This is a genomic window from Mesorhizobium sp. M0800 (assembly GCF_040320095.1).
In the GTDB taxonomy this organism is placed as follows: domain Bacteria; phylum Pseudomonadota; class Alphaproteobacteria; order Rhizobiales; family Rhizobiaceae; genus Mesorhizobium.
Map to the genome: position 1 here is coordinate 68,356 of NZ_JAMYOZ010000005.1, position 18,095 is coordinate 86,450.

The 18,095-nt window shown below is 62.6% G+C and carries 16 protein-coding genes and 1 tRNA gene; 8 read left to right on the forward strand and 9 right to left on the reverse strand.

The window, feature by feature from the left end:
- Window positions 1-124 precede the first annotated feature (124 nt).
- The 3 genes from NKI18_RS08705 to gcvA all read right to left on the reverse strand — a co-directional run bounded on the left by NKI18_RS08705 (window position 125) and on the right by gcvA (window position 4,206).
- On the reverse strand, window positions 125-1,564 hold the full coding sequence (locus NKI18_RS08705) for a hypothetical protein (protein WP_352619434.1): 1,440 nt from the start codon (window positions 1,562-1,564) through the stop codon (window positions 125-127).
- 169 nt (window positions 1,565-1,733) lie between these two features.
- Window positions 1,734-3,038, reverse strand: coding sequence for a nicotinate phosphoribosyltransferase (gene pncB / locus NKI18_RS08710; protein WP_352619433.1), 1,305 nt, complete (start codon window positions 3,036-3,038; stop codon window positions 1,734-1,736).
- Between the two features lie 193 nt (window positions 3,039-3,231).
- Complete coding sequence (gene gcvA / locus NKI18_RS08715; RefSeq protein WP_023676980.1) at window positions 3,232-4,206, reverse strand: transcriptional regulator GcvA; 975 nt, start codon at window positions 4,204-4,206, stop codon at window positions 3,232-3,234.
- Between the two features lie 183 nt (window positions 4,207-4,389).
- Here gcvA and speB point away from each other — a divergent pair, with 183 nt between their 5' ends.
- The 7 genes from speB to NKI18_RS08750 all read left to right on the forward strand — a co-directional run bounded on the left by speB (window position 4,390) and on the right by NKI18_RS08750 (window position 10,109).
- Entirely contained in the window at window positions 4,390-5,451 is a 1,062-nt protein-coding gene (gene speB / locus NKI18_RS08720; protein ID WP_352619432.1) for an agmatinase, read from the forward strand.
- Between the two features lie 130 nt (window positions 5,452-5,581).
- Entirely contained in the window at window positions 5,582-6,403 is an 822-nt protein-coding gene (locus tag NKI18_RS08725) for a transporter substrate-binding domain-containing protein (protein WP_352449471.1), read from the forward strand.
- A 6-nt stretch (window positions 6,404-6,409) separates the two neighbouring features.
- Window positions 6,410-7,078: an amino acid ABC transporter permease gene (locus NKI18_RS08730; protein WP_352619431.1), complete on the forward strand. Its 669-nt coding sequence runs from the start codon at window positions 6,410-6,412 to the stop codon at window positions 7,076-7,078.
- The gene (locus tag NKI18_RS08735) at window positions 7,075-7,722 is read left to right on the forward strand and encodes an amino acid ABC transporter permease (RefSeq protein ID WP_352619430.1); all 648 of its coding nucleotides are present in this window, start codon (window positions 7,075-7,077) and stop codon (window positions 7,720-7,722) included. Before NKI18_RS08730 ends, NKI18_RS08735 begins: the two co-directional genes overlap by 4 nt.
- 198 nt (window positions 7,723-7,920) lie before the next feature.
- A complete protein-coding gene (locus NKI18_RS08740) occupies window positions 7,921-9,111 on the forward strand; it encodes a DUF3644 domain-containing protein (protein WP_352619429.1) in 1,191 nt (396 codons plus the stop codon).
- A gap of 106 nt (window positions 9,112-9,217) precedes the next feature.
- Window positions 9,218-9,306, forward strand: a tRNA-OTHER gene (locus NKI18_RS08745).
- Window positions 9,267-10,109, forward strand: coding sequence for a hypothetical protein (locus NKI18_RS08750; RefSeq protein WP_352619428.1), 843 nt, complete (start codon window positions 9,267-9,269; stop codon window positions 10,107-10,109). Before NKI18_RS08745 ends, NKI18_RS08750 begins: the two co-directional genes overlap by 40 nt.
- Before the next feature lie 132 nt (window positions 10,110-10,241).
- Here NKI18_RS08750 and NKI18_RS08755 read toward each other — a convergent pair whose 3' ends face one another.
- Window positions 10,242-11,645, reverse strand: a complete 1,404-nt coding sequence (locus NKI18_RS08755) for an MATE family efflux transporter (RefSeq protein WP_352619427.1) — start codon at window positions 11,643-11,645, stop codon at window positions 10,242-10,244.
- Between the two features lie 233 nt (window positions 11,646-11,878).
- On the opposite strand from NKI18_RS08755, the gene NKI18_RS08760 reads away from it, so the two are divergent.
- Window positions 11,879-12,460, forward strand: coding sequence for a histidine phosphatase family protein (locus tag NKI18_RS08760; protein ID WP_352619471.1), 582 nt, complete (start codon window positions 11,879-11,881; stop codon window positions 12,458-12,460).
- A gap of 14 nt (window positions 12,461-12,474) precedes the next feature.
- Here the strand turns inward: NKI18_RS08760 and NKI18_RS08765 are convergent, their stop codons facing one another.
- The 5 genes from NKI18_RS08765 to NKI18_RS08785 all read right to left on the reverse strand — a co-directional run bounded on the left by NKI18_RS08765 (window position 12,475) and on the right by NKI18_RS08785 (window position 18,078).
- Window positions 12,475-14,061 (reverse strand): FGGY-family carbohydrate kinase, encoded by a 1,587-nt coding sequence (locus NKI18_RS08765; RefSeq protein WP_352619426.1) that lies wholly within the window; start codon window positions 14,059-14,061, stop codon window positions 12,475-12,477.
- Entirely contained in the window at window positions 14,058-14,741 is a 684-nt protein-coding gene (locus tag NKI18_RS08770; protein WP_352619425.1) for an HAD family hydrolase, read from the reverse strand. The genes NKI18_RS08765 and NKI18_RS08770 overlap by 4 nt, the downstream gene beginning before the upstream one ends.
- Window positions 14,742-14,756: 15 nt before the next feature.
- Window positions 14,757-16,235: a mannitol dehydrogenase family protein gene (locus NKI18_RS08775; RefSeq protein ID WP_352455926.1), complete on the reverse strand. Its 1,479-nt coding sequence runs from the start codon at window positions 16,233-16,235 to the stop codon at window positions 14,757-14,759.
- 71 nt (window positions 16,236-16,306) lie between these two features.
- Entirely contained in the window at window positions 16,307-17,077 is a 771-nt protein-coding gene (locus tag NKI18_RS08780) for an L-iditol 2-dehydrogenase (RefSeq protein ID WP_023676990.1), read from the reverse strand.
- Window positions 17,074-18,078, reverse strand: coding sequence for an ABC transporter ATP-binding protein (locus tag NKI18_RS08785; protein WP_023676991.1), 1,005 nt, complete (start codon window positions 18,076-18,078; stop codon window positions 17,074-17,076). The genes NKI18_RS08780 and NKI18_RS08785 overlap by 4 nt, the downstream gene beginning before the upstream one ends.
- Window positions 18,079-18,095 lie beyond the last annotated feature (17 nt).

Consider the following 18,095-nt stretch of genomic DNA (forward strand, 5'->3'; position numbering starts at 1 on the left):
TAGCAGGCAGGCCACTCTTGTTAAGAGGGCGAAAATTGCATGTGTACAAACTAAATCACCAAAGCTCTGACGTGGCAAGCGAGCTTTCCCCAAGGTTCGATTGACGGGCATCCGCACACCTCGTTCATCCGGCGCTCGGCGTCGCAAGCAGCCATAGGCCGAGGACGGTGTAGGCGATCATCAGCACGGTGAGCGGGAACTGGCTGAGCGCGGCGCGAGCCGGAATGGCGTGCAGCCGCCAGGCCAAGCCATGGGCGACAAGCACAGCAAGCATGTGGCCGGCTATGATGACGCCGGCCTGGAGGTTCCACAGCCACCATGCCGAGCCGGCGCCGGCGACGACGCCGGCTTCAATTGACATGTCGGCTGTGCCGAACAGGTTCCAGCCCAGCGCAAACGGGTCGGAGAGAGCGGCAATCGCATATTGGCCGTCGACCAGCAGCGCCGTCAGATAATGCGCCACGTGATAGGCGAGCGCGATGGGCACGATCGACCAGACCAGCAGCCCGGCGGCGTGGCCGAGGGAATGCTTGCTGCCGGCAAGGTGCTGGCCAAGAAAGACGGCAAGCGCGAACACGGCCGCAAGCACGACAAAGGTCAGCACAAGGCCGAAACTGCCGATGCCGATCAAGGCGGTGCGTCCCGGAAACTCAAGCGGATTGATGCCGAACCAGCCTAGCCAGAAGAAGGTTTTCGACAGGCCGTCGAAGGATACCGATGACAGCGCAAGCAGCAGGAAAGCGACGCCGCTGAGCGGTAGCGGCGCGGCAGCGAGCAGCTTGGCGCCCGGCCAGCAGAGTTTTAGCCGGCCGTCTCCACTACGTTCGACGATGGCGAAGCGCGCCACCATGGAAAAGAACACGGTCAGGAACTCACCGCGCAGGGTCCAGTCGCGGTAGCCGAAGACCTGCATGGCGGCGAAGCTCAGCAGCCAGTAGAGGCCGGCGGCCCAGGCCAGCCGCGCCGGGTCGTCGGGCGCAGGGTCGATCAGCTCGAACCAGGCGAAGGCGAAGAACAGCAGGAAAGCCGGCCAATAGCCGAGCCGTTGGGGGAGCAGATACGGCTGCGATCTGCCGAACAGGTGCGAGACGACGCGGCATGGCCCGTACCACGGATTGGCCCACGACCAGAGATCGCCGGCGAGCCCCTGCAACAGAGCCAGGCCAACCCAGAGCAGCGTCCATACGGTCAGCGGCAGCGGATTGGAGAGCGGATCGCGGCTGCCGAACAGGCCGGCGGCAATCAGAATTGCAAAGCCGGCAAAGGATACCAGGCTGACGGCAATCCGCGCGCCGTCGCCGAAGGCGAAAAGCGGCAGGCGTTTGCGCCAGAAGCGGTCGAGGGAGTCCGGCGGGAGTAGAGCGAGGATCAGGAAGCTGGCGGCAACGGCGAGCGCGCCACCGACGACGTAGTAGCCGGTGGGGAGAAGCAGGACGTGGCCGCGGTCGGAGGCGTGGGCGAAGGCGGGCGTGGATGGGAATGCCAAGGAAGCGACGAGGCCGGGAAAGGGCCCGATTGCAGAAATGCAGCGCTCTACGGCGCCCCCCTCTGTCCTACCGGACATCTCCCCCTCAAGGGGGGAGATCGGCGGTTCCGCCGCCGGCTCTCCTTCTGCAACTTTGGTGATTGGCGAAACCGGCAATGAGGGCGCAATCTCCCCCCTCGTGGGGGAGATGTCCGGCAGGACAGAGGGGGGCGCGAAGGAACTCATACTACGCAAGAGTTCCCCTACCTCACACCTTCACCAACTGCTCCACGCGGTCCTTCTGGCCGAAGATGCGCAAATAGCGCTCGATCTCTTTCTCGTCGCCTGTCGACTTGGCCGGATTGTCGGAGAGCTTGACCGCCGGCCTGCCATTGGCCTCAGTGACCTTGCAGACCAACGAGATGGCGTCTAGCCGGTTGGTCTCGGTCGGCGCGCAGCCCTCGAAATCATTGGTCAGGTTGGTGCCCCAGCCGAAGGACATGCGCACCTTGCCGCGGAAGTGGCGGTAGGTTTCCTCGATGGTCTCGACCTCCAGCCCATCCGAGAAGATGAGCAGCTTCTGCTTGGGGTCCTTGCCCTTTTCGCGCCACCAGGAAATGATTTTCTCGCCGCCTTCGATCGGCGGCGCGCTGTCGGGGCGGAAGCCGGTCCAGTCGGCGACCCAGTCCGGTGCATCGCGCAGGAACGCCGCTGTGCCGAAGGTGTCCGGCAGTACGATCAGCAGGTTGCCGCCGTAGTAGCGCTGCCAGTCCTGCAGCACCTTATAGGGCGACTGTTTCAATTCCTTTTCCGAATTGGTGAGCGCGGCGAATACCATCGGCAGTTCATGCGCGTTGGTGCCGAGCGCTTCGAGGTCGTTGTCCATGGCGAGCAGCACGTTCGAGGTGCCGGTGAAGGCCTCGCCGATGCCCTCCTTCAACGCTTCGACGCACCAGCGCTGCCACAGGAAAGAATGGCGGCGGCGGGTGCCGAAATCCGAGATGCGGATGCCGGGCAGCGCCTTCAGCCGCTCGGTCTTGGCCCACATCTTGGCCTTGGCGCGGGCATAGAGCACGTCGAGCGCGAACGGCCCGAACGCCCGCATGGCCGCGCGCGAGCGCAGTTCGTTGATAATTGCCAGCGCCGGGATCTCCCACAGCGTCGTGTACATCCACGGACCGCTGAAGGCGAGTTCGTATTGGCCGTCGCGCTTGGAAAGCTCGTATTCGGGCAGCCGGAAATTTTCCAGCCAGGCGAGGAATTCCGGTTCGAATATCTGCTTGCGGCCATAGAAGGTGTTGCCGCCGAGCCAGATCATCTCTTTCTTAGAGAAGCGCAAGGTGCGGGCATGGTCGAGCTGCTCGCGCAGCTCCGTCTCATCGATCTCCTCGGCAAGGCGGACCGAGGTGGTGCGGTTGATCAGCGAGAAGGTGGCGTCGACCTTGGGATACATGCCCCAGATCATCTGCAGCATCAGAAGCTTGTAGAAATCGGTGTCGAGCAAGCTGCGGACGATCGGGTCGAGCTTCCAGGTGTGATTGTAGACGCGCCGCGCTATATCGGTCTTTGCCATCGCTCAATGCGCCTTCGCTGCTCGCTCTAGCTTTTTGTCTAGCGCAATTCCGGACGGAAAACCGCTGCGCACTTTTCCTGGAATTGCTCCAAATGCCTCTTAGCATCGAATTTTTGAACGCGCCTCCCGCATTGCGGGCTGGCCCGACAAAAAGAAGCCCCTGCGGCAAGCGGCGCCTGCGGCAGTTTCGGCCTCAGGAAGCGGTCTTGGCGCCGACCACCTTGAGCGCTGGACGCTTGCGGCGAATGCCGATGCGGCCTGCCACCGGCGCGTCGGCGCGGCGGTCGGCCTGCTCTTTCTCGGCAAACAGCCAGTCGATGAACAATTGCACGATCGGCGCCGACCGCATCTCGTTGCGGCAGACGACATAGAAATCGTCGACGGCCGGCACGGAAAGACTGAACGGGGCGACAAGCAGGCCCCTGGCGAGCAGTCCGCTTGCCGTCACCGTGTCGCCGAGCGCCACGCCATGGCCGTGGACAGCGGCCTCGGTCGCCATCCGCGCGTCGCCAAGATGGTGGCGGCGGCCGCGCTCCAGGTCCAGCGCGTCAGCGGCGGCCAGCCAGGTATGCCATTCGCGGCCGTCGTCGCCATGTAGGAAGACGTGATCGGCGAGGTCGCGGACGGTGCGGATCGGGCGGTTGTTGATCAGCGTCGGGCTGACCACCGGGAACAGTTCGAGGCCCGACCATTTGCGCATCCAGCAGTCGGTCCAGCTGCCGTCACCATAGTGCACGCAGACATCGATATGCGGTGCGCGGACGTCCTTGGCATCATTGGATGGGATCAGCGTCAGCCTGATATCCGGATATTGCGAGGTGAAGCTGCCCAGCCGCGGGATCATCCACAGCAACAGTAGCGCCGGCACGCAGGATACAGAGAGAACGCCGGTGCTGGCCGGCCTCGTCATGCGCTGCGTGGCGGCGGCAATGCCGTCGAAGGCGGTCGACACCGCCGGCAGCAACTCGGCGCCGTGCGGCGTCAGCTTCACCCGCTGACCGGCACGCTCGAACAGCTTGACACCCAACGATTGCTCGAGCGCCTTGATCTGATGGCTGATGGCGCCGTGGGTGACGTTGAGCTCAGCCGCCGCCTTGCTCAGCGAGGCGTGGCGCGCCGTCGCCTCGAAGGCGCGCAGCGGGTTGAGCGGTGGCAAACGCTTGGCCATTTGGACCCTAGGCTCTGTGAGATTTTCTCACAGATAACACACTAACAATATCAATTGATTTTTCAATGCAGCTACGGGACACTTTGCCCAGGCATTGCATCAAGACGTGAAATCTGCAGGCAGCCGACGGCTGCGGCTATCGGGGCCGCTGTCCGCGCGCCGCACCAGCCATGGAGGACCGACATGGGTTACGACCGCGGCAAGCTCGAAGCGTTGCGCCGCAAATACGGCGAGAGCCATGGCGGCGAAATGTTCGACCCGAAATTCCAGCGTGTCGCCGACAAGATCTTCTCCAAGACCGGCACGCGACTGGCGCCCTATTCCGGCATCCCGACCTTCCTCGCGGCGCCCTATCGTGAAATCGCCGCCGACAATCCGGATTTCGGCGATCTGCAGGTGGCGATGATCGGTATGCCGATGGATCTGGGCGTCACCAACCGGCCGGGCGCCCGTTTCGGGCCAAGGGCGCTGCGCGCCATCGAGCGCATCGGCCCCTACAATCATGTGCTGGAATGCGCACCGACGCATGAGCTGAAGGTCGCCGACATCGGCGACGTGCCGTTCCAGAGCCGCTACCGGCTGGAGACCAGCCATGACGACATCGAACGCCGCACCAACCAGATCGTCGACGCCGGCGTCCTGCCCTTGTCTGTCGGCGGCGACCATTCGATCAGCCACCCGATCCTGAAGGCTGTCGGCAAGAGGGCGCCGGTGGGCATGATCCATATCGACGCGCACTGCGATACCAGCGGCCTGTTCGACATGACCAAGTTCCACCATGGCGGGCCGTTCCGCAACGCGGTGCTGGACGGCGTGCTCGACCCGAGCCGCACCATCCAGATCGGCATTCGCGGCTCGGCCGAGTATCTGTGGGAGTTCACCTATGAGTCCGGCATGACCGTCGTGCATGCCGAAGAGGTGACCGGCCTCGGCATTCCCGCAATTATCGAGAAGGCGCGCAGGATAGTCGGCGACGGCCCGACCTATGTCTCGTTCGACATCGACAGCCTCGATCCGGCCTTCGCGCCGGGCACCGGCACACCGGAAGTCGGCGGGCTGACGACGCGCGAAGTGCTCGAGCTGCTGCGCGGCCTGAAGGGACTCAACATCGTCGGCGGCGACGTCGTCGAGGTGGCACCGCAGTACGACGCGACCACCAACACGGCGCACGCCGGCGCGCAGGTGCTGTTCGAGATCCTCAGCCTGATGGTCTTCAGCCCGGCAATCACCGGCAAGGCGGGCTGACACGCTCGACCATGATCCCGAAAGTGGGAACCGGTTTTCGGAGAAGATCATGGTCCAGTAGAGAAGGCGGCCGCCGCGCTGGAGCCGGCGGCCGGACTCAAACAAACAAGCTTCCAGCAGGGGAATGACAATGACGCTTCACATGAAGACACTTCACATCAAGCTAAAATCAACCTTCGCCGCCATGCTGATGTTCGGCGCGGCCAGTTTCGGTTTCACCCAGGCCGCCAATGCCGACGCGATCGACGACATCACCAAGGCAGGCGCGATCAATGTCGGTATCTTTTCCGACTTCCCGCCCTTCTCCTCGGCCAGCGCCGACATGAGCATCAAGGGCTACGACATCGACGTGGCGCAGTTCATCGCCGACCAGCTCAAGGTCAAGCTCAATCTGGTCAGCGTGACCGGCCAGAACCGCATTCCGTACCTGACCGACAAGCGTGTCGACCTGCTGATGAGCGTCGGCTATTCCAAGGAGCGTGAGCAGGTGATCGATTTCGCCGCCGCCTACGCGCCCTATTACATCGCCGTCATCGGCCCGGCAGCACTTGCGGTCAAAGGCAAGGAAGACCTTGCCGACAAGTCGATCGCCGTCAATCGCGGCACGCTGGAGGACACCTCGCTGACCGAGGCGGCACCCGCCTCGGCCGACATCCGCCGCTTCGACAACTACAATTCCGTCATCCAGGCCTTCATTTCGGGTCAGACCCAATTGATGGTGGTCGGCAACGATGTCGGCGCCCAGGTGCTCGCCCGGCAGGAGGAACTGAAGCCGGAGCAGAAATTCCAGCTACTCACCTCGCCCTCGCATATCGGCCTCAACAAGAAGGAAGACCGCCTCAAGCAGGCGGTCAACGATGCGGTCGCCAAGATGCTGGCCGACGGCAAACTGGACGAAAGCTCGAAGGCCTGGCTGAAGACACCGCTCGATCCCGCCAATCTCAAGGATTGACGGCCAGTGACCTATAGCCTCGACTTCGGCTGGCTTGCCGGGGCGACAGGGGCGATCGCGCGCGGCGCGGCCACGACGATCCTGCTGATCGCCGTGACCACGCTGGCGGGAACGTTGGTGAGCATCCTCGGCGCGGCAGGGCGGCGGAACGGTCCGCTGCTGCTCAAGCGGGCGATCGGCGTGTATGTCGAGGTGATCCGCAACACGCCGTTCCTGGTGCAGCTGTTCTTCATCTTCTTCGGGCTGCCCAGCATCGGCGTCAGGCTCGATCCGGTGCTGGCAGCCATGCTGGCGATGACGCTCAACATGGCCGCCTATACGATCGAGATCGTTGGCGCCGGGCTCGACGCGGTGCCGCCCGGGCAGACGGAAGCGGCACTGGCGCTTGGGCTCAGGCCGCGCCAGGTCTTCATCAAGATCGTGCTGCCGCAGGCGCTCAAGGTGATCTATCCGGCGCTGACCAGCCAGATCGTCATCATGATGCTGGAATCCGCCGTGGTGTCGCAGATCGCCGTTCGCGAGCTGACCTATGAAGCCGACATGCTGCAGGCGCGCACGTTCCGGGCTTTCGAGACCTATTTCGTGGTGACGTTTGTCTATCTCGTCCTGTCGATGGGGCTGCGCCGGCTGCTGGTCGGCGGCGGGCGCCGGGTTCTCGGAGCCGGCGTGTCATGATCGAATTCACCTTCTGGGACATTCTGCGCAACCTGCTGCTGGCGGCGCGCTGGACGGTGCTGTTGTCGCTGGCCGCGTTTGTCGGCGGGGCCGTGGTCGGCATGATCGTGCTGTTCTTCCGGATCGCCAAGAATAAATGGGCGCGCCGGCTTGCCTCCGGCTACATCGCGCTTTTCCAGGGCACGCCGCTGCTGATGCAGCTCTTCCTGATGTTCTTCGGCTTGCCGATGCTGGGCCTGCGCATCGAGCCGTGGACCGCGGCGGTGCTTGGCCTGACCTTCTTTGCCAGCGCCTATCTCGCCGAGATCTGGCGCGGCGGCGTCGATGCGCTGCCGCGCGGCCAGTGGGACGCCGGCGCCAGCCTCGGCCTGCACTATTTGCAGGAACTCCGGCTGATCATCTTGCCGCAGGCGTTTTCGATCACCCGCGCACCGACCGTCGGCTTCCTGGTGCAGCTGATCAAGTCGACCGCGCTGACCTCGATCATCGGTTTCGAGGAGCTGGTGAGGACATCCAACGCGATCAACAATGCGACCTTCGAACCGTTCAAAGTCTATGGGCTGGTAGCGCTGATCTTCTTCGTCATGTGCTTTCCGCTGACGCAATATGCGCGTTCGCTCGAACGACGGGCTGCGCCCCGCTGAGCGGAGAGAGAATGCCGTATTGACCGACATCGACGGCGCCTACAAACTGGGAAGCTGTCCTTGCGGCGCTCGAACGCCTCGTTGAGTCACGGACAGACATTGGCGAACGACGGCTTCTGACCCACGGCGAACGGTCCGGGCCGAAGTTTTCTCTCTGTCAGCGGAACTGAGTGCATTGGGTTCAAAACGGGGTGGTAGATGGCTGGAAAGGGAGCGACGCTCACCGCACAAGAAAAGCGCGTAACGAAGGCACTACTGAACAAGGGGTGGACCAGCCAGGACGTACAAGCGCTAGTAAACAGTGGGCGAAAGGCCACGGTCAACTTCGGGCGCATCTCGGGAGTGAAGAAGGACGCCGCGCAAGGAGCAGCTGCCGATGCGGAGGTCGATTTCTTCAAGCTCTACAAGCAGGCTTACGATCCTCAAACGGGTCTAAACCGTTACGATGATGAAAAGCTCATCCGCGCTCGCGAGGCAATGATCCTTGCTGTGCAGATATTCAACAGCGCAGCGCTGAAATTTAAAACCGAAGTATTTTGTGTTCTTGCAAACATTGCTTGGACGTACCTTCTGCACGAGTATTACCATCGAAGGGGTGTCATGATTGTTGACCCTGACGGGAACTCGCTTCTTCTCGGTTATATGATCGAGCGGCAAGATTGCCCGCTCACGGGCGGCATTCGAGACAATCTGCGGGTCATGAAGAAGCTCCGCGACAAAGTTGAGCATCTCCTGTTGGGGAAAGCCGATATCCAATGGATGCCTCTGTTCCAAGCGTGCTGTTTGAATTTCGACAAGACCCTATGCGAGATGTTTGGCAGCAGGCTGACCCTTTCGCATGATCTGTCGTTCGCGTTGCAATTTGCCCGTCTGAATATTGAGCAGGCGTCGATGGCAAACCAGTACGACATACCGGAGCACATAGCTGCTCTTGACGCATATCTGATGGAAGAACTGACGGCTGGGCAGCTCACGAACCTCGAGTTCCAATTCAAGGTCATATACACGCTCGATGTGGCATCCAAGAGCAAGGCGCATTTCCAATTCTTCAAGCCCGATTCCGCGGAAGGAAAGGAAATTCACAATGTCCTCGGCTACCTTAAGGCCGCCGACGAGATGTACCCCATCAAGGCGGGGAAGATTCCGGCACTTGTGCGCGAAAAATCAGAAGTGCAGTTTACCGGCAACGACCACATCAAAGCATGGCGGCATTACAAAGTGCGCCCAAATTCTAAGGCTGCAAACCCAGAAAACACAAATAAAGACTTCTGCATCTACCATCCAGCGCATGGCGACTACACTTACTCCCAAGCGTGGGTTGACAAACTCGCTGGGGATATTGTTGACCCGCTAAAGCTCGCGGCGATCCGCGCAGTTAAAGTCTGGTAACTGTTGATCCCAACCGTGGCGTGAAATCCGCTTAAAACATGACCGGAACGCCCAGGCGCACCGACGTCCCGTGACATTTAGATTAGCGGCAGTTACAAGGACATATGGCGTCGTAGTGTAACGGTAGCACACCTGCCGATTAGAGGAATGTGTTTTTGAAAGCAGGTAGTGTGGGTTCAAATCCCGACGGCGCCGTCAGCTTGAGCACTCGCCCGATCCAGCCGCTGAGAGAACTGCTCGTCGCTGTGGGCGAAACAGTGGCCAACCTTAACACTGCTGTCGTCGGCCTTGATGCCGTCGAAAGGGGCCACGAGAAGCCGGAAACTCTAAATATCTCCTGGAACCCGCAGGATCGCGTGGCCGCAGCTCGCAAATCGAGGAGATTTGTGCTCGAGGCAATACTCGTTCGAGTTGCTGAGGCCCTCTCAGAATTTGTGTCGGCAATGGCACAGTTACCTCGTTTCAGCTCTGCCCGCAGCACCTGGAATAGCAAGACGACCCGTGCAGAAAAGCTCGCCGATTTGGCCACTGAAGCGCTCGGTTCAGAGAGTTATTTGGTTGCAGGTGCCGCGCTGCTCATTCATTGGCGAAATCGTGTAGTTCATCCGCGTTCTCGGGCATCGCTGACGCCTCAACAGGTTGGAAATCTGCGATCAGCATCCGGGGAGATCGATTCAAGCTTTGCGGGACTCTCGGTAGATCGACTACTAAATGATTTCGAGACCGGCCGACCAACTCTGAAGGACATATCGAGCTTGATCGCGATGTCCATCAGGATGGCTCGCGAAATGGACAAGGCAGTGAATTTCTTGTCGAACAACGAACTCGATTCCCTATTGGAGTACTATGGCTTAAAGGCGCGAATTTTAGAAATTGAAGCTCAAACGACCCTATCCAAGTGCCACGCATCGACGCTCCGTATGCTTCAATCCACGGCGCCTGGATTGATGGAGGCATACCGCCGTTTAAATCCCGGCAATTCACGAGAAGACGGCTGAGTGCTGAACGTCGGCTTTGGGCACGACATCAGCGTCCGCTCTTAGCGCTAGCAGACATTTCATGGATAGATCTGAAGCCGCCACCGCAACCTTAGGATAAGACGGCTGCCTGGCAATCGGTGCCAGTTACTTTCAATGGCTGAAGACAAGCGGCGGCGCGATCTTGTCTCGCCGCAGCCAGCGCCCCAGCAAAAGCGCGGCGACCACCGCCAGCCCGGACGACAGGCCCATCCAGATGCCGACGCCGTTGAAGCCGAAACGAAAGGCTAGCAGCACGCCGAGCGGCAGCCCGATGCCCCAATAGCCGATCGCGGCATAGATCATCGGCACCTTGGTGTCGTGCAGGCCGCGCAGCATGCCGCTGGCGACCGCCTGCGCACCGTCAAAAACCTGGAACAGCGCGGCAAAGGCGAGGAACGACACGGCAAGCGCCACCACCTCGGCATTAGCCGGATTGCCCAGATCGATGAAGGCGCCGATCAAGAGATGCGGCCACAGGATCATCACCAGCCCCATCAGCGCCATGAAGGAGACACCGACGACATAGGCGGTCCAGCCAGCCCGGCTGACACCTTCCGGATTGCCGGCGCCGTGGGCAAGTCCGACGCGCACAGTCACCGCCTGGTTGAGGCCGAGCGGCACCATGAAGGTGATCGAGGCGATCTGGATGGCGATCGCATGGGCGGCAAGCGAAGCTGCATCGATCAGGCCCATGAGAAAGGCCGCCGCGTTGAAGATCGTCACCTCGAACGCCAGCAGGCCGGCGATCGGCAGGCCGAGCCGCAGCAGGCCCTTGAAGCGCGGCCAATCGGCGCGCCAGAAGCGTCCGAACAGACGATAGCGCCGGAATTTCTTCTCAAGCATCACCACCGCCGCCATGCCGGCGAACATCAACGTGCTGGACAGAGTGGTGGCGAGGCCGGAGCCGGCGATGCCCATCGATTGGATGCCGAGATTGCCGAACATGAACAGCCAGTTGAAGAAGGCGTTGCAGGCGACGGCAACGAACACGATGATCAGCGCCCAGCCCGGCCGCTCCAGCGCCGAAATGAACGAGCGCAGGACGATGTAGCCGAAAAAGGGCAGCACCGCCCATTCGAGCCAGCGCAGATAGATGCCGGCCTGGTGCGCCAGCGCCGGTTCCTGACCCATGGCCAGCAACACGCTCTCGCCGTGCCAGAGAAGGGCCCAGATCGGAATGCAAATGAGGATCGCCAGCCACAGACCCTGGCGCACGGTGCGGCGCAGGTCGCGCACCGAGTGCCGACGGCGGCCGAGCTCGGTCGCCATCATCGGCGAGGTCGCCAGCATCAGGCCGAGCCCGAAGATAAGCGGCATGAAGTAGAGGTTGGCACCAAGCGCACCGCTGGCCAGCGTGTCCGGCCCCAGCCGCCCCATCATCATGACGTCGGTAGCGGTCATCGCGGTCTGGCCGAGATTGGTCAGCACCATCGGCCAGGCGAGCGCCAGCATCGCCCTGATTTCCCGACGCCAAAGGTTTTCCGGCGCGCGAGCGTCGGCTTCGATCGCAGACATTCTAGTTTTCCGCCTATCCGATTGCGGCACGTCGGCAAGAGCCGGAAGCCGCGTCTCAGCGCGGAAAATGGCCAAGATCGGCCGGATTCCGCATTACGACGGGTTTGTCTATCAAATGGGCACCGGTGGCAAGAGGCTGACTTGCGGAAGGGTTAAGCCAGTCGGTTCAATGCAGGCTATTGGAGAGGCTATGGAAGCCGCTATGGTCGCGGCAGATCCATTTGAAAGGCAGCCTGATGAGCGCGTTTCCCGAAATCTATCTGGTTCGGCATGGCGAGACGGAATGGAGTGCGTCCGGAAAACATACCGGCCGAACCGACATACCGCTGACGCCGACCGGCGAGGAAGCGGCAAGGCGAATCGCTGAGCGGCTCGAGGGCCTCTCCGTCTCGGCGGTGTGGTCGAGCCCGTCGCAGCGCGCCTTCAACACCTGTGCGCTGGCCGGCTTCGGCTCGTCAGGCGTGAAGAAGGACGATCTGGCGGAGTGGGATTATGGTGCCTATGAGGGATTGACCACCAAGCAAATCCTCGCCGAGCGCCCCGGCTGGCGTCTCTTTCGCGACGGCTGCCCGAGCGGCGAGTCCGCCACGGATGTCGGCTCGAGGGCGGACCGGATCGTCAGCCAGTTGCGCGAGGTCGGCAGCAATGTCCTGGTCTTCTCAAGCTCGCATTTCCTTAGGGTGCTGGCCGCACGCTGGCTCGGCCTGCCGCCGCAAGCCGGCGCGTTTTTCGTGCTGGATACCGCCAGCATAAGCGTGCTCGGTTATGAGCACGACCTTGACGAGCCGGTCATCCGGCGCTGGAACCAGAGATAGCAACCGATCCCGATTTATCGGATCGCGTCCAGCGCCTGCCTTTGCCTGTGCATTTCGAGAAACACGCGGTAGTCGCGATCGAACCGGCCGGCGGCAGCCGGATTGGGCTCTCGCGTCCTGCCGCCCTGTTGCATGGCGACGCAGGCAGCGTTCAAATCGGGAAAAAGCCTGGCCGCGGTGGCGGCAATCATGCCGGTGCCGAGCAGCACCGCCTCGTCCGCCAGCGGCTCGACCACTGTGCAGCCGGTGGCGTCGGCATAGAGCTCCATCAACAGCGGGTTCTTGGTGTGGCCGCCGGTGACGTGCAGCGTGTCGATGAGATAGCCGTTCTCGTTCAGCGCTTCCAGCACATGACGGACGCCAAGCGCGATGCTGACGGCGGTGCGCCAGTAGAGCTTGCACAGACTGTCGAAGGAGGCATCCAGCGTCAGCCCGCTGATGACGCCGACGGCATGCGGGTCGGCGAGCGGCGAGCGGTTGCCGTGAAAATCGGGCAGTACGTGCAGCCTTGCGGCGAGGTTGTCGCCCTCGGCGGCGCGCAGCTCGGCGACGCGGTGGGCAATCCTGGCATGCATGGCGGCATCCGGCTCGCCGCCGGCGCCATGCCAGCGGATGATGTGGTCGAGCAGCGCGCCGGTGGCCGACTGGCCACCTTCCGACAGCCACAGGCCGGGAAGGGCTGCGCCATAATATGGGCCCCAGACACCGGCGAAAGGCTGCGGATCGGGCGACATCGCCATGACGCAACTCGACGTACCGGCAATCAGGGCCAGATGGCGGCCGATGTTCGTCGCGTCACCGGCGAAACCGCCGAGCACGCCAAGCGCGCCGGCATAGGCATCGATGACGCCGGCGCCGACCCGGCATTTTTCGGTGAGGCCAAGCTCCGTCGCGGCTTGCGCGCCGAGCGGGCCGATATCGGCACCGACCGGGCTTGCCTTTTCCGGCAGGTTGCCGTGCTCAAAGATATCGCCGAGCCCGACGGCTTCGAAGAAGTCGCGCCGCCAGCCGGTCGCTTCATGGGCTAGATAGGTCCATTTGGCGGTCAGCGTGCATTGTGAACGGGAGAGCGAGCCGCTTGCCTTCCAGGTGAGGAAGTCGGTGAGGTCGAATAGATAGCCGGCTTCGTTCCATGTTCCGGGCAGGTTGCGCTTCAGCCACATCAGCTTCGGCGTCTCCATTTCCGGCGACATGACGCCGCCGATATAGTCGAGCACAGCGTGGCCGCTTTCAGTGCATTCGTCGGCCTCGGCAATTGCGCGATGGTCGAGCCAGACAATGGTGTCCCAGCGCCTTTCACCAGTGACGGACACGCTGAGCTGGCCGCCATGCCGGTCTCGCACCACCAGCGAGCAGGTGGCATCAAAGGAGATGCCGACGATATCCTCGGCCCGCACGCCCGCCTTTTCGCGGGCAGCGCGGACGGCCATGCACACCGCCGACCATATATCCTGCGAATCGTGCTCGGCATGGTCGGCCTTCGGCTGCTGCATGGCGATCGGGTGCTCGGCGCGGCCGAGCAAGGCGCCACCGGTGTCGAGAATGCCGGCACGAGCGCTTCCGGTGCCGACATCGACCGCGCAAACGAAACTGTTGGTCAAGGTGTTCTTGCTCTCGCTCCCAGGCCTGCAATCAGATCGGGCAATTGCAGCATGTCAGCGAATATAAAGTCCGGCTCACTCGACGCAAGCCGCGCTTTCAATGCCGGGTTGCCGGTGTGCGAGCCGCCGGTGAAGGCAAGGACGCGCATGCCGGCCGCCCGCGCCGCCTCGATGCCGGCCGGGCTGTCCTCGACGACGAGGCAGTTTCGCGGGGCCGCTTTCATTTTATCTGCTGCGTGGAGAAAGAGATCGGGCGCCGGTTTGCCCCGCGCCACCATGGCGGCGCTGAACAAATGCGGCTCCAGCAGCCCAAGCAACCCGGTGACGTCGAGCGCATAGCGGATGCGTTCCAGGGTGCCGGAGGAGGCGACGCAGCACGGTACGCCGAGCCTCGGCAGGACCTGTGCGATACCTGGCATCGGTTTCAGCTCCTCGCGGAATCTGCGCATCAGTTCGGAGCGCATCTCGGTCAGATGCTGGTCGGTGAGATCGAGCCCGAAGTCGCTTGCGAGGATTTCGCGGACGCTCTTCATGCTCTTGCCGAGGAAGTGCTCGTAGGCAATGTCCTCGCTGACGTTGCCGCCGGCAAGCGCGATCATCTCCAGCAATGCCGAGACGGACAGCATCTCACTGTCCACCAGCACGCCGTCACAGTCGAAAATGACCAGTTCAGGCGTCATCGCGCTGGATCGGCTTCAGAGGTCGCCGGCGAGATAGCGCGTCAGTGTCGCGCGCGCGCCGTCCGCCCACAGCAGTCTCAGCGCTTGGCCGAAGGCTTCAGCGAACGGCGGCGAGCGGCCGACATCGCCATAGATGTCCTCCATGGCAAGCCAGGCGGCAGGCATGTCCCTGGCCGCCTTGGCCGTCGCCTGCAACCGGCCCCAGTTCGGGTCGTTGGGCTCGGTGACGGCACCGGAATCCGTCGTGCCGAAGCAGTAGCGACACCAGAGCGCCGATTCCAGCGCAAGGCCGGTGACACTTTTGCCAGCCTTCAGCCGGTCGGCGATGGTCGGGATGATGAATTTCGGCTGGCGGTTGGAGCCGTCGAGGCAAAGCCGGCGTATGGTGTCGCCGATCTTCGGATTGGAGAAGCGGTGCTCGATGAGCTGGTAGTAATCTTCGAGGTCGGTGTCCGGAACCGGCGGCACGGTCGGGATGATTTCGTCATGCTCGAGCTTGTCGAGGAAGCCGCGTACCAGCGGCTCCTGCATCGCCTCATGGACGAAATGGATGTCCATCAGCCCGGCCGGATAGGCGATGGTCGCATGGCCGCCATTGAGGATGCGGATCTTCATCAGCTCATAGGGCGCGACGTCGCTGACGAACTGCACGCCGACCTTTTCCAGCGGCGGGCGGCCGTCGGTGAAACGGTCCTCCAGCACCCATTGCTTGAACGGTTCGCAAAACACCGGCCAATTGTCGTCGAGGCCGAACTCGCTGGAGAGAATGCCGCGCTCGCGGTCGGTGGTGGCCGGCGTGATGCGGTCGACCATGCCATTGGGAAAGGCAACGTTCTCGCTCACCCAGTTTGCCAAACCTTCGTCGATCAGCCGCGCAAGGCCGATGACGCCATCTGAGGTGACGTGGCCGTTATGGGGGATGTTGTCGCAGGACATAATTGTGAAGGGCACGATACCGTCGGCGCGGCGGCGCAGCAGCCCGGCGAGGACGAGGCCGAAGACGGTCTTCGGCGTCGCCCCCGGCTCAGCGTCGGCAACGATGTCGGGATGTGTCGGATTGAAGACGCCGGATGCCGGATCGATGAAATAGCCGCCCTCGGTAATGGTCAGGGAGACGATCTTGATCGCCGGATCGGCAAGCCGCTCGACGATTGCGGCCGCATCGCCCGGCACCAGGAAGTCGATCATGACGCCGGTGACGCGCGCGCTCATATGGCCGCTGTCCTGCTCGACCACGGTGGTCAGCCAGTCCTGCTCCTGCAACTTGCCGCGGCCGACCTTCTCGCCCTCGAAGACGCCAGCGCCAACAATGGCCCAGTCGTGGCCGACACCCGAATTGAACAGGTCGTCGAGATAGACGGCCTGGTGCGAGCGATGGAAATTGCCGACGCCGAAATGCACGATGCCGGCCTTGAGCGCGGCGCGATCATATTTCGGGCCGGCGACCTTGGGCGGCAGCTTGGCGAGGATGGAAGAAGAGAGTTTCACGGTCATCTGCTTTTACCCTTTAGCGGGACGGCTCTTCCCCCCGTGGAGGAGACGGGGGGAAGAGCGCCTTCGCCCCCTCAACTCATCCACTGGCCGCCATCGACATTATAGGTCTGGGCGACGATGTACTCGGCCTCATCGCTGGCCAGGAACACCGCCATGCCGGTGAGGTCTTGCGCCGTGCCCATGCGGCCATAAGGCACGGCTTCGCCGACCAGCCTCTTCTTCTCGCCCCTCGGCCGGTTCTCGAACTTGGCGAACAAGGCATCGACATGGTCCCAATGCTCGCCGTCGACGACACCCGGGGCGATGGCATTGACGTTGATGCGGTGTTTGATCAGGTCGAGCCCTGCCGACTGGGTGAGCGAGATGACCGCCGCCTTGGTGGCGCAGTAGACGGTGACCAGCGCCTCGCCGCGGCGCCCGGCCTGGCTTGCCATGTTGATGATCTTGCCGCCCTTGCCCCGGGCAATCATCGAACGGGCGGCGGCCTGCAACGTAAACAGCGTGCCGGCGACGTTGACCGAAAACAATTTGTCGTAGCTTGTCTTGGTGATCTCGACGATCGGCGCCAGGTCGAACAAAGCAGCGTTGTTGATCAAGATATCCAGGCCGCCGGCCCTGGCTTCGACCGCCTTGACGGCCTCATCGATAGACGCGAGATCGGTGACGTCGAGCTTTACCGCGTAGGCGTTGCGGCCGATTTCCGAAGCCGTCTTCTCGGCGGCTTCGAGATTGATGTCGCCAATCGCGACCGTCGCCCCTTCGCGCATGTAGGCTTCGGCAAACGCCCTGCCGATGCCGCGCGCCGATCCGGTAATCAGCGCCGATTTACCCCGGAGCCTCATTGCAGCATCGCCTTCCCGTCGGCGCCGAAACGATGCAGCTTGGCCTTTTCCGGCGTCAGGTAGATCGTGTCGCCGTGATGGGCGGCCAACTCGCCGTCGGCACGCACCGTCAGCTGCCCGACACCATCCGCCTGGACGTGCAAAAACGTGTCGGAGCCGAGATGCTCGGCAACCCCGACCGTCGCCTTCCAGTCGCCTGACGTCTTCGAAATGTTCATATGCTCCGGGCGGATGCCGACTGTCTTGGCGCCATATTTGGCGGCCGGCGCGCCTTCGATCAGGTTCATCTTCGGCGAACCTATGAAGCCGGCGACGAACAGGTTCTTCGGCGTCTTATAGAGCTCCATCGGCGAGCCGACCTGCTCGATATTGCCGGCATTGAGCACGACGATCTTGTCGGCCATGGTCATCGCCTCGATCTGGTCGTGGGTGACGTAGACCATGGTTGTCTTGAGCTGGTGATGCAGCTCGCTGATCTCCAGCCGCATGGTGCCGCGCAGCGCCGCGTCGAGATTGGACAAAGGCTCGTCGAACAGGAAGGCCGACGGCTGGCGCACGATGGCGCGGCCGATGGCGACGCGCTGCCGCTGGCCGCCGGAGAGCTGGCCGGGGCGGCGGTCGAGGTAGTTGGTGAGGTTCAGGATCCGCGCGGCGTCCTTCACCTTCTTGTCGATGGTCGCCTGGTCCTCGCCCGCCATCTTCAGCGGGAAGGCGATGTTCTTGGCCACCGTCATGTGCGGGTAGAGCGCATAGGACTGGAACACCATAGCCAGCTTGCGCTTGGCCGGCGCCTCGCCGGTGACGTCGCGACCATCGATGATGATGGTGCCGCCGCTGGTATCCTCGAGACCGGCGATCAGACGCAACAGGGTGGATTTGCCGCAGCCCGACGGGCCGACGAAGACGACGAACTCTCCGTCCTCGATGACCAGATCGAGGCCGGGGATGATGGACGTCGCCCCGAAGGATTTGGAGACGTTCTTGAGCGTGATGTTTCCCATGGTTTCCTCCCCCGAAG

Excerpts from the sequence above, each read along its gene's own strand:
- NKI18_RS08705 (WP_352619434.1), bottom strand. The coding sequence starts at position 1,564 with ATGTCCGGTAGGACAGAGGGGGGCGCCGTAGAGCGCTGCATTTCTGCA.
- pncB (WP_352619433.1), bottom strand. The coding sequence starts at position 3,038 with ATGGCAAAGACCGATATAGCGCGGCGCGTCTACAATCACACCTGGAAG.
- gcvA (WP_023676980.1), bottom strand. The coding sequence starts at position 4,206 with ATGGCCAAGCGTTTGCCACCGCTCAACCCGCTGCGCGCCTTCGAGGCG.
- speB (WP_352619432.1), top strand. The coding sequence starts at position 4,390 with ATGGGTTACGACCGCGGCAAGCTCGAAGCGTTGCGCCGCAAATACGGC.
- NKI18_RS08725 (WP_352449471.1), top strand. The coding sequence starts at position 5,582 with ATGACGCTTCACATGAAGACACTTCACATCAAGCTAAAATCAACCTTC.
- NKI18_RS08735 (WP_352619430.1), top strand. The coding sequence starts at position 7,075 with ATGATCGAATTCACCTTCTGGGACATTCTGCGCAACCTGCTGCTGGCG.
- NKI18_RS08740 (WP_352619429.1), top strand. The coding sequence starts at position 7,921 with ATGGCTGGAAAGGGAGCGACGCTCACCGCACAAGAAAAGCGCGTAACG.
- NKI18_RS08755 (WP_352619427.1), bottom strand. The coding sequence starts at position 11,645 with ATGTCTGCGATCGAAGCCGACGCTCGCGCGCCGGAAAACCTTTGGCGT.
- NKI18_RS08770 (WP_352619425.1), bottom strand. The coding sequence starts at position 14,741 with ATGACGCCTGAACTGGTCATTTTCGACTGTGACGGCGTGCTGGTGGAC.
- NKI18_RS08775 (WP_352455926.1), bottom strand. The coding sequence starts at position 16,235 with ATGACCGTGAAACTCTCTTCTTCCATCCTCGCCAAGCTGCCGCCCAAG.
- NKI18_RS08780 (WP_023676990.1), bottom strand. The coding sequence starts at position 17,077 with ATGAGGCTCCGGGGTAAATCGGCGCTGATTACCGGATCGGCGCGCGGC.
- NKI18_RS08785 (WP_023676991.1), bottom strand. The coding sequence starts at position 18,078 with ATGGGAAACATCACGCTCAAGAACGTCTCCAAATCCTTCGGGGCGACG.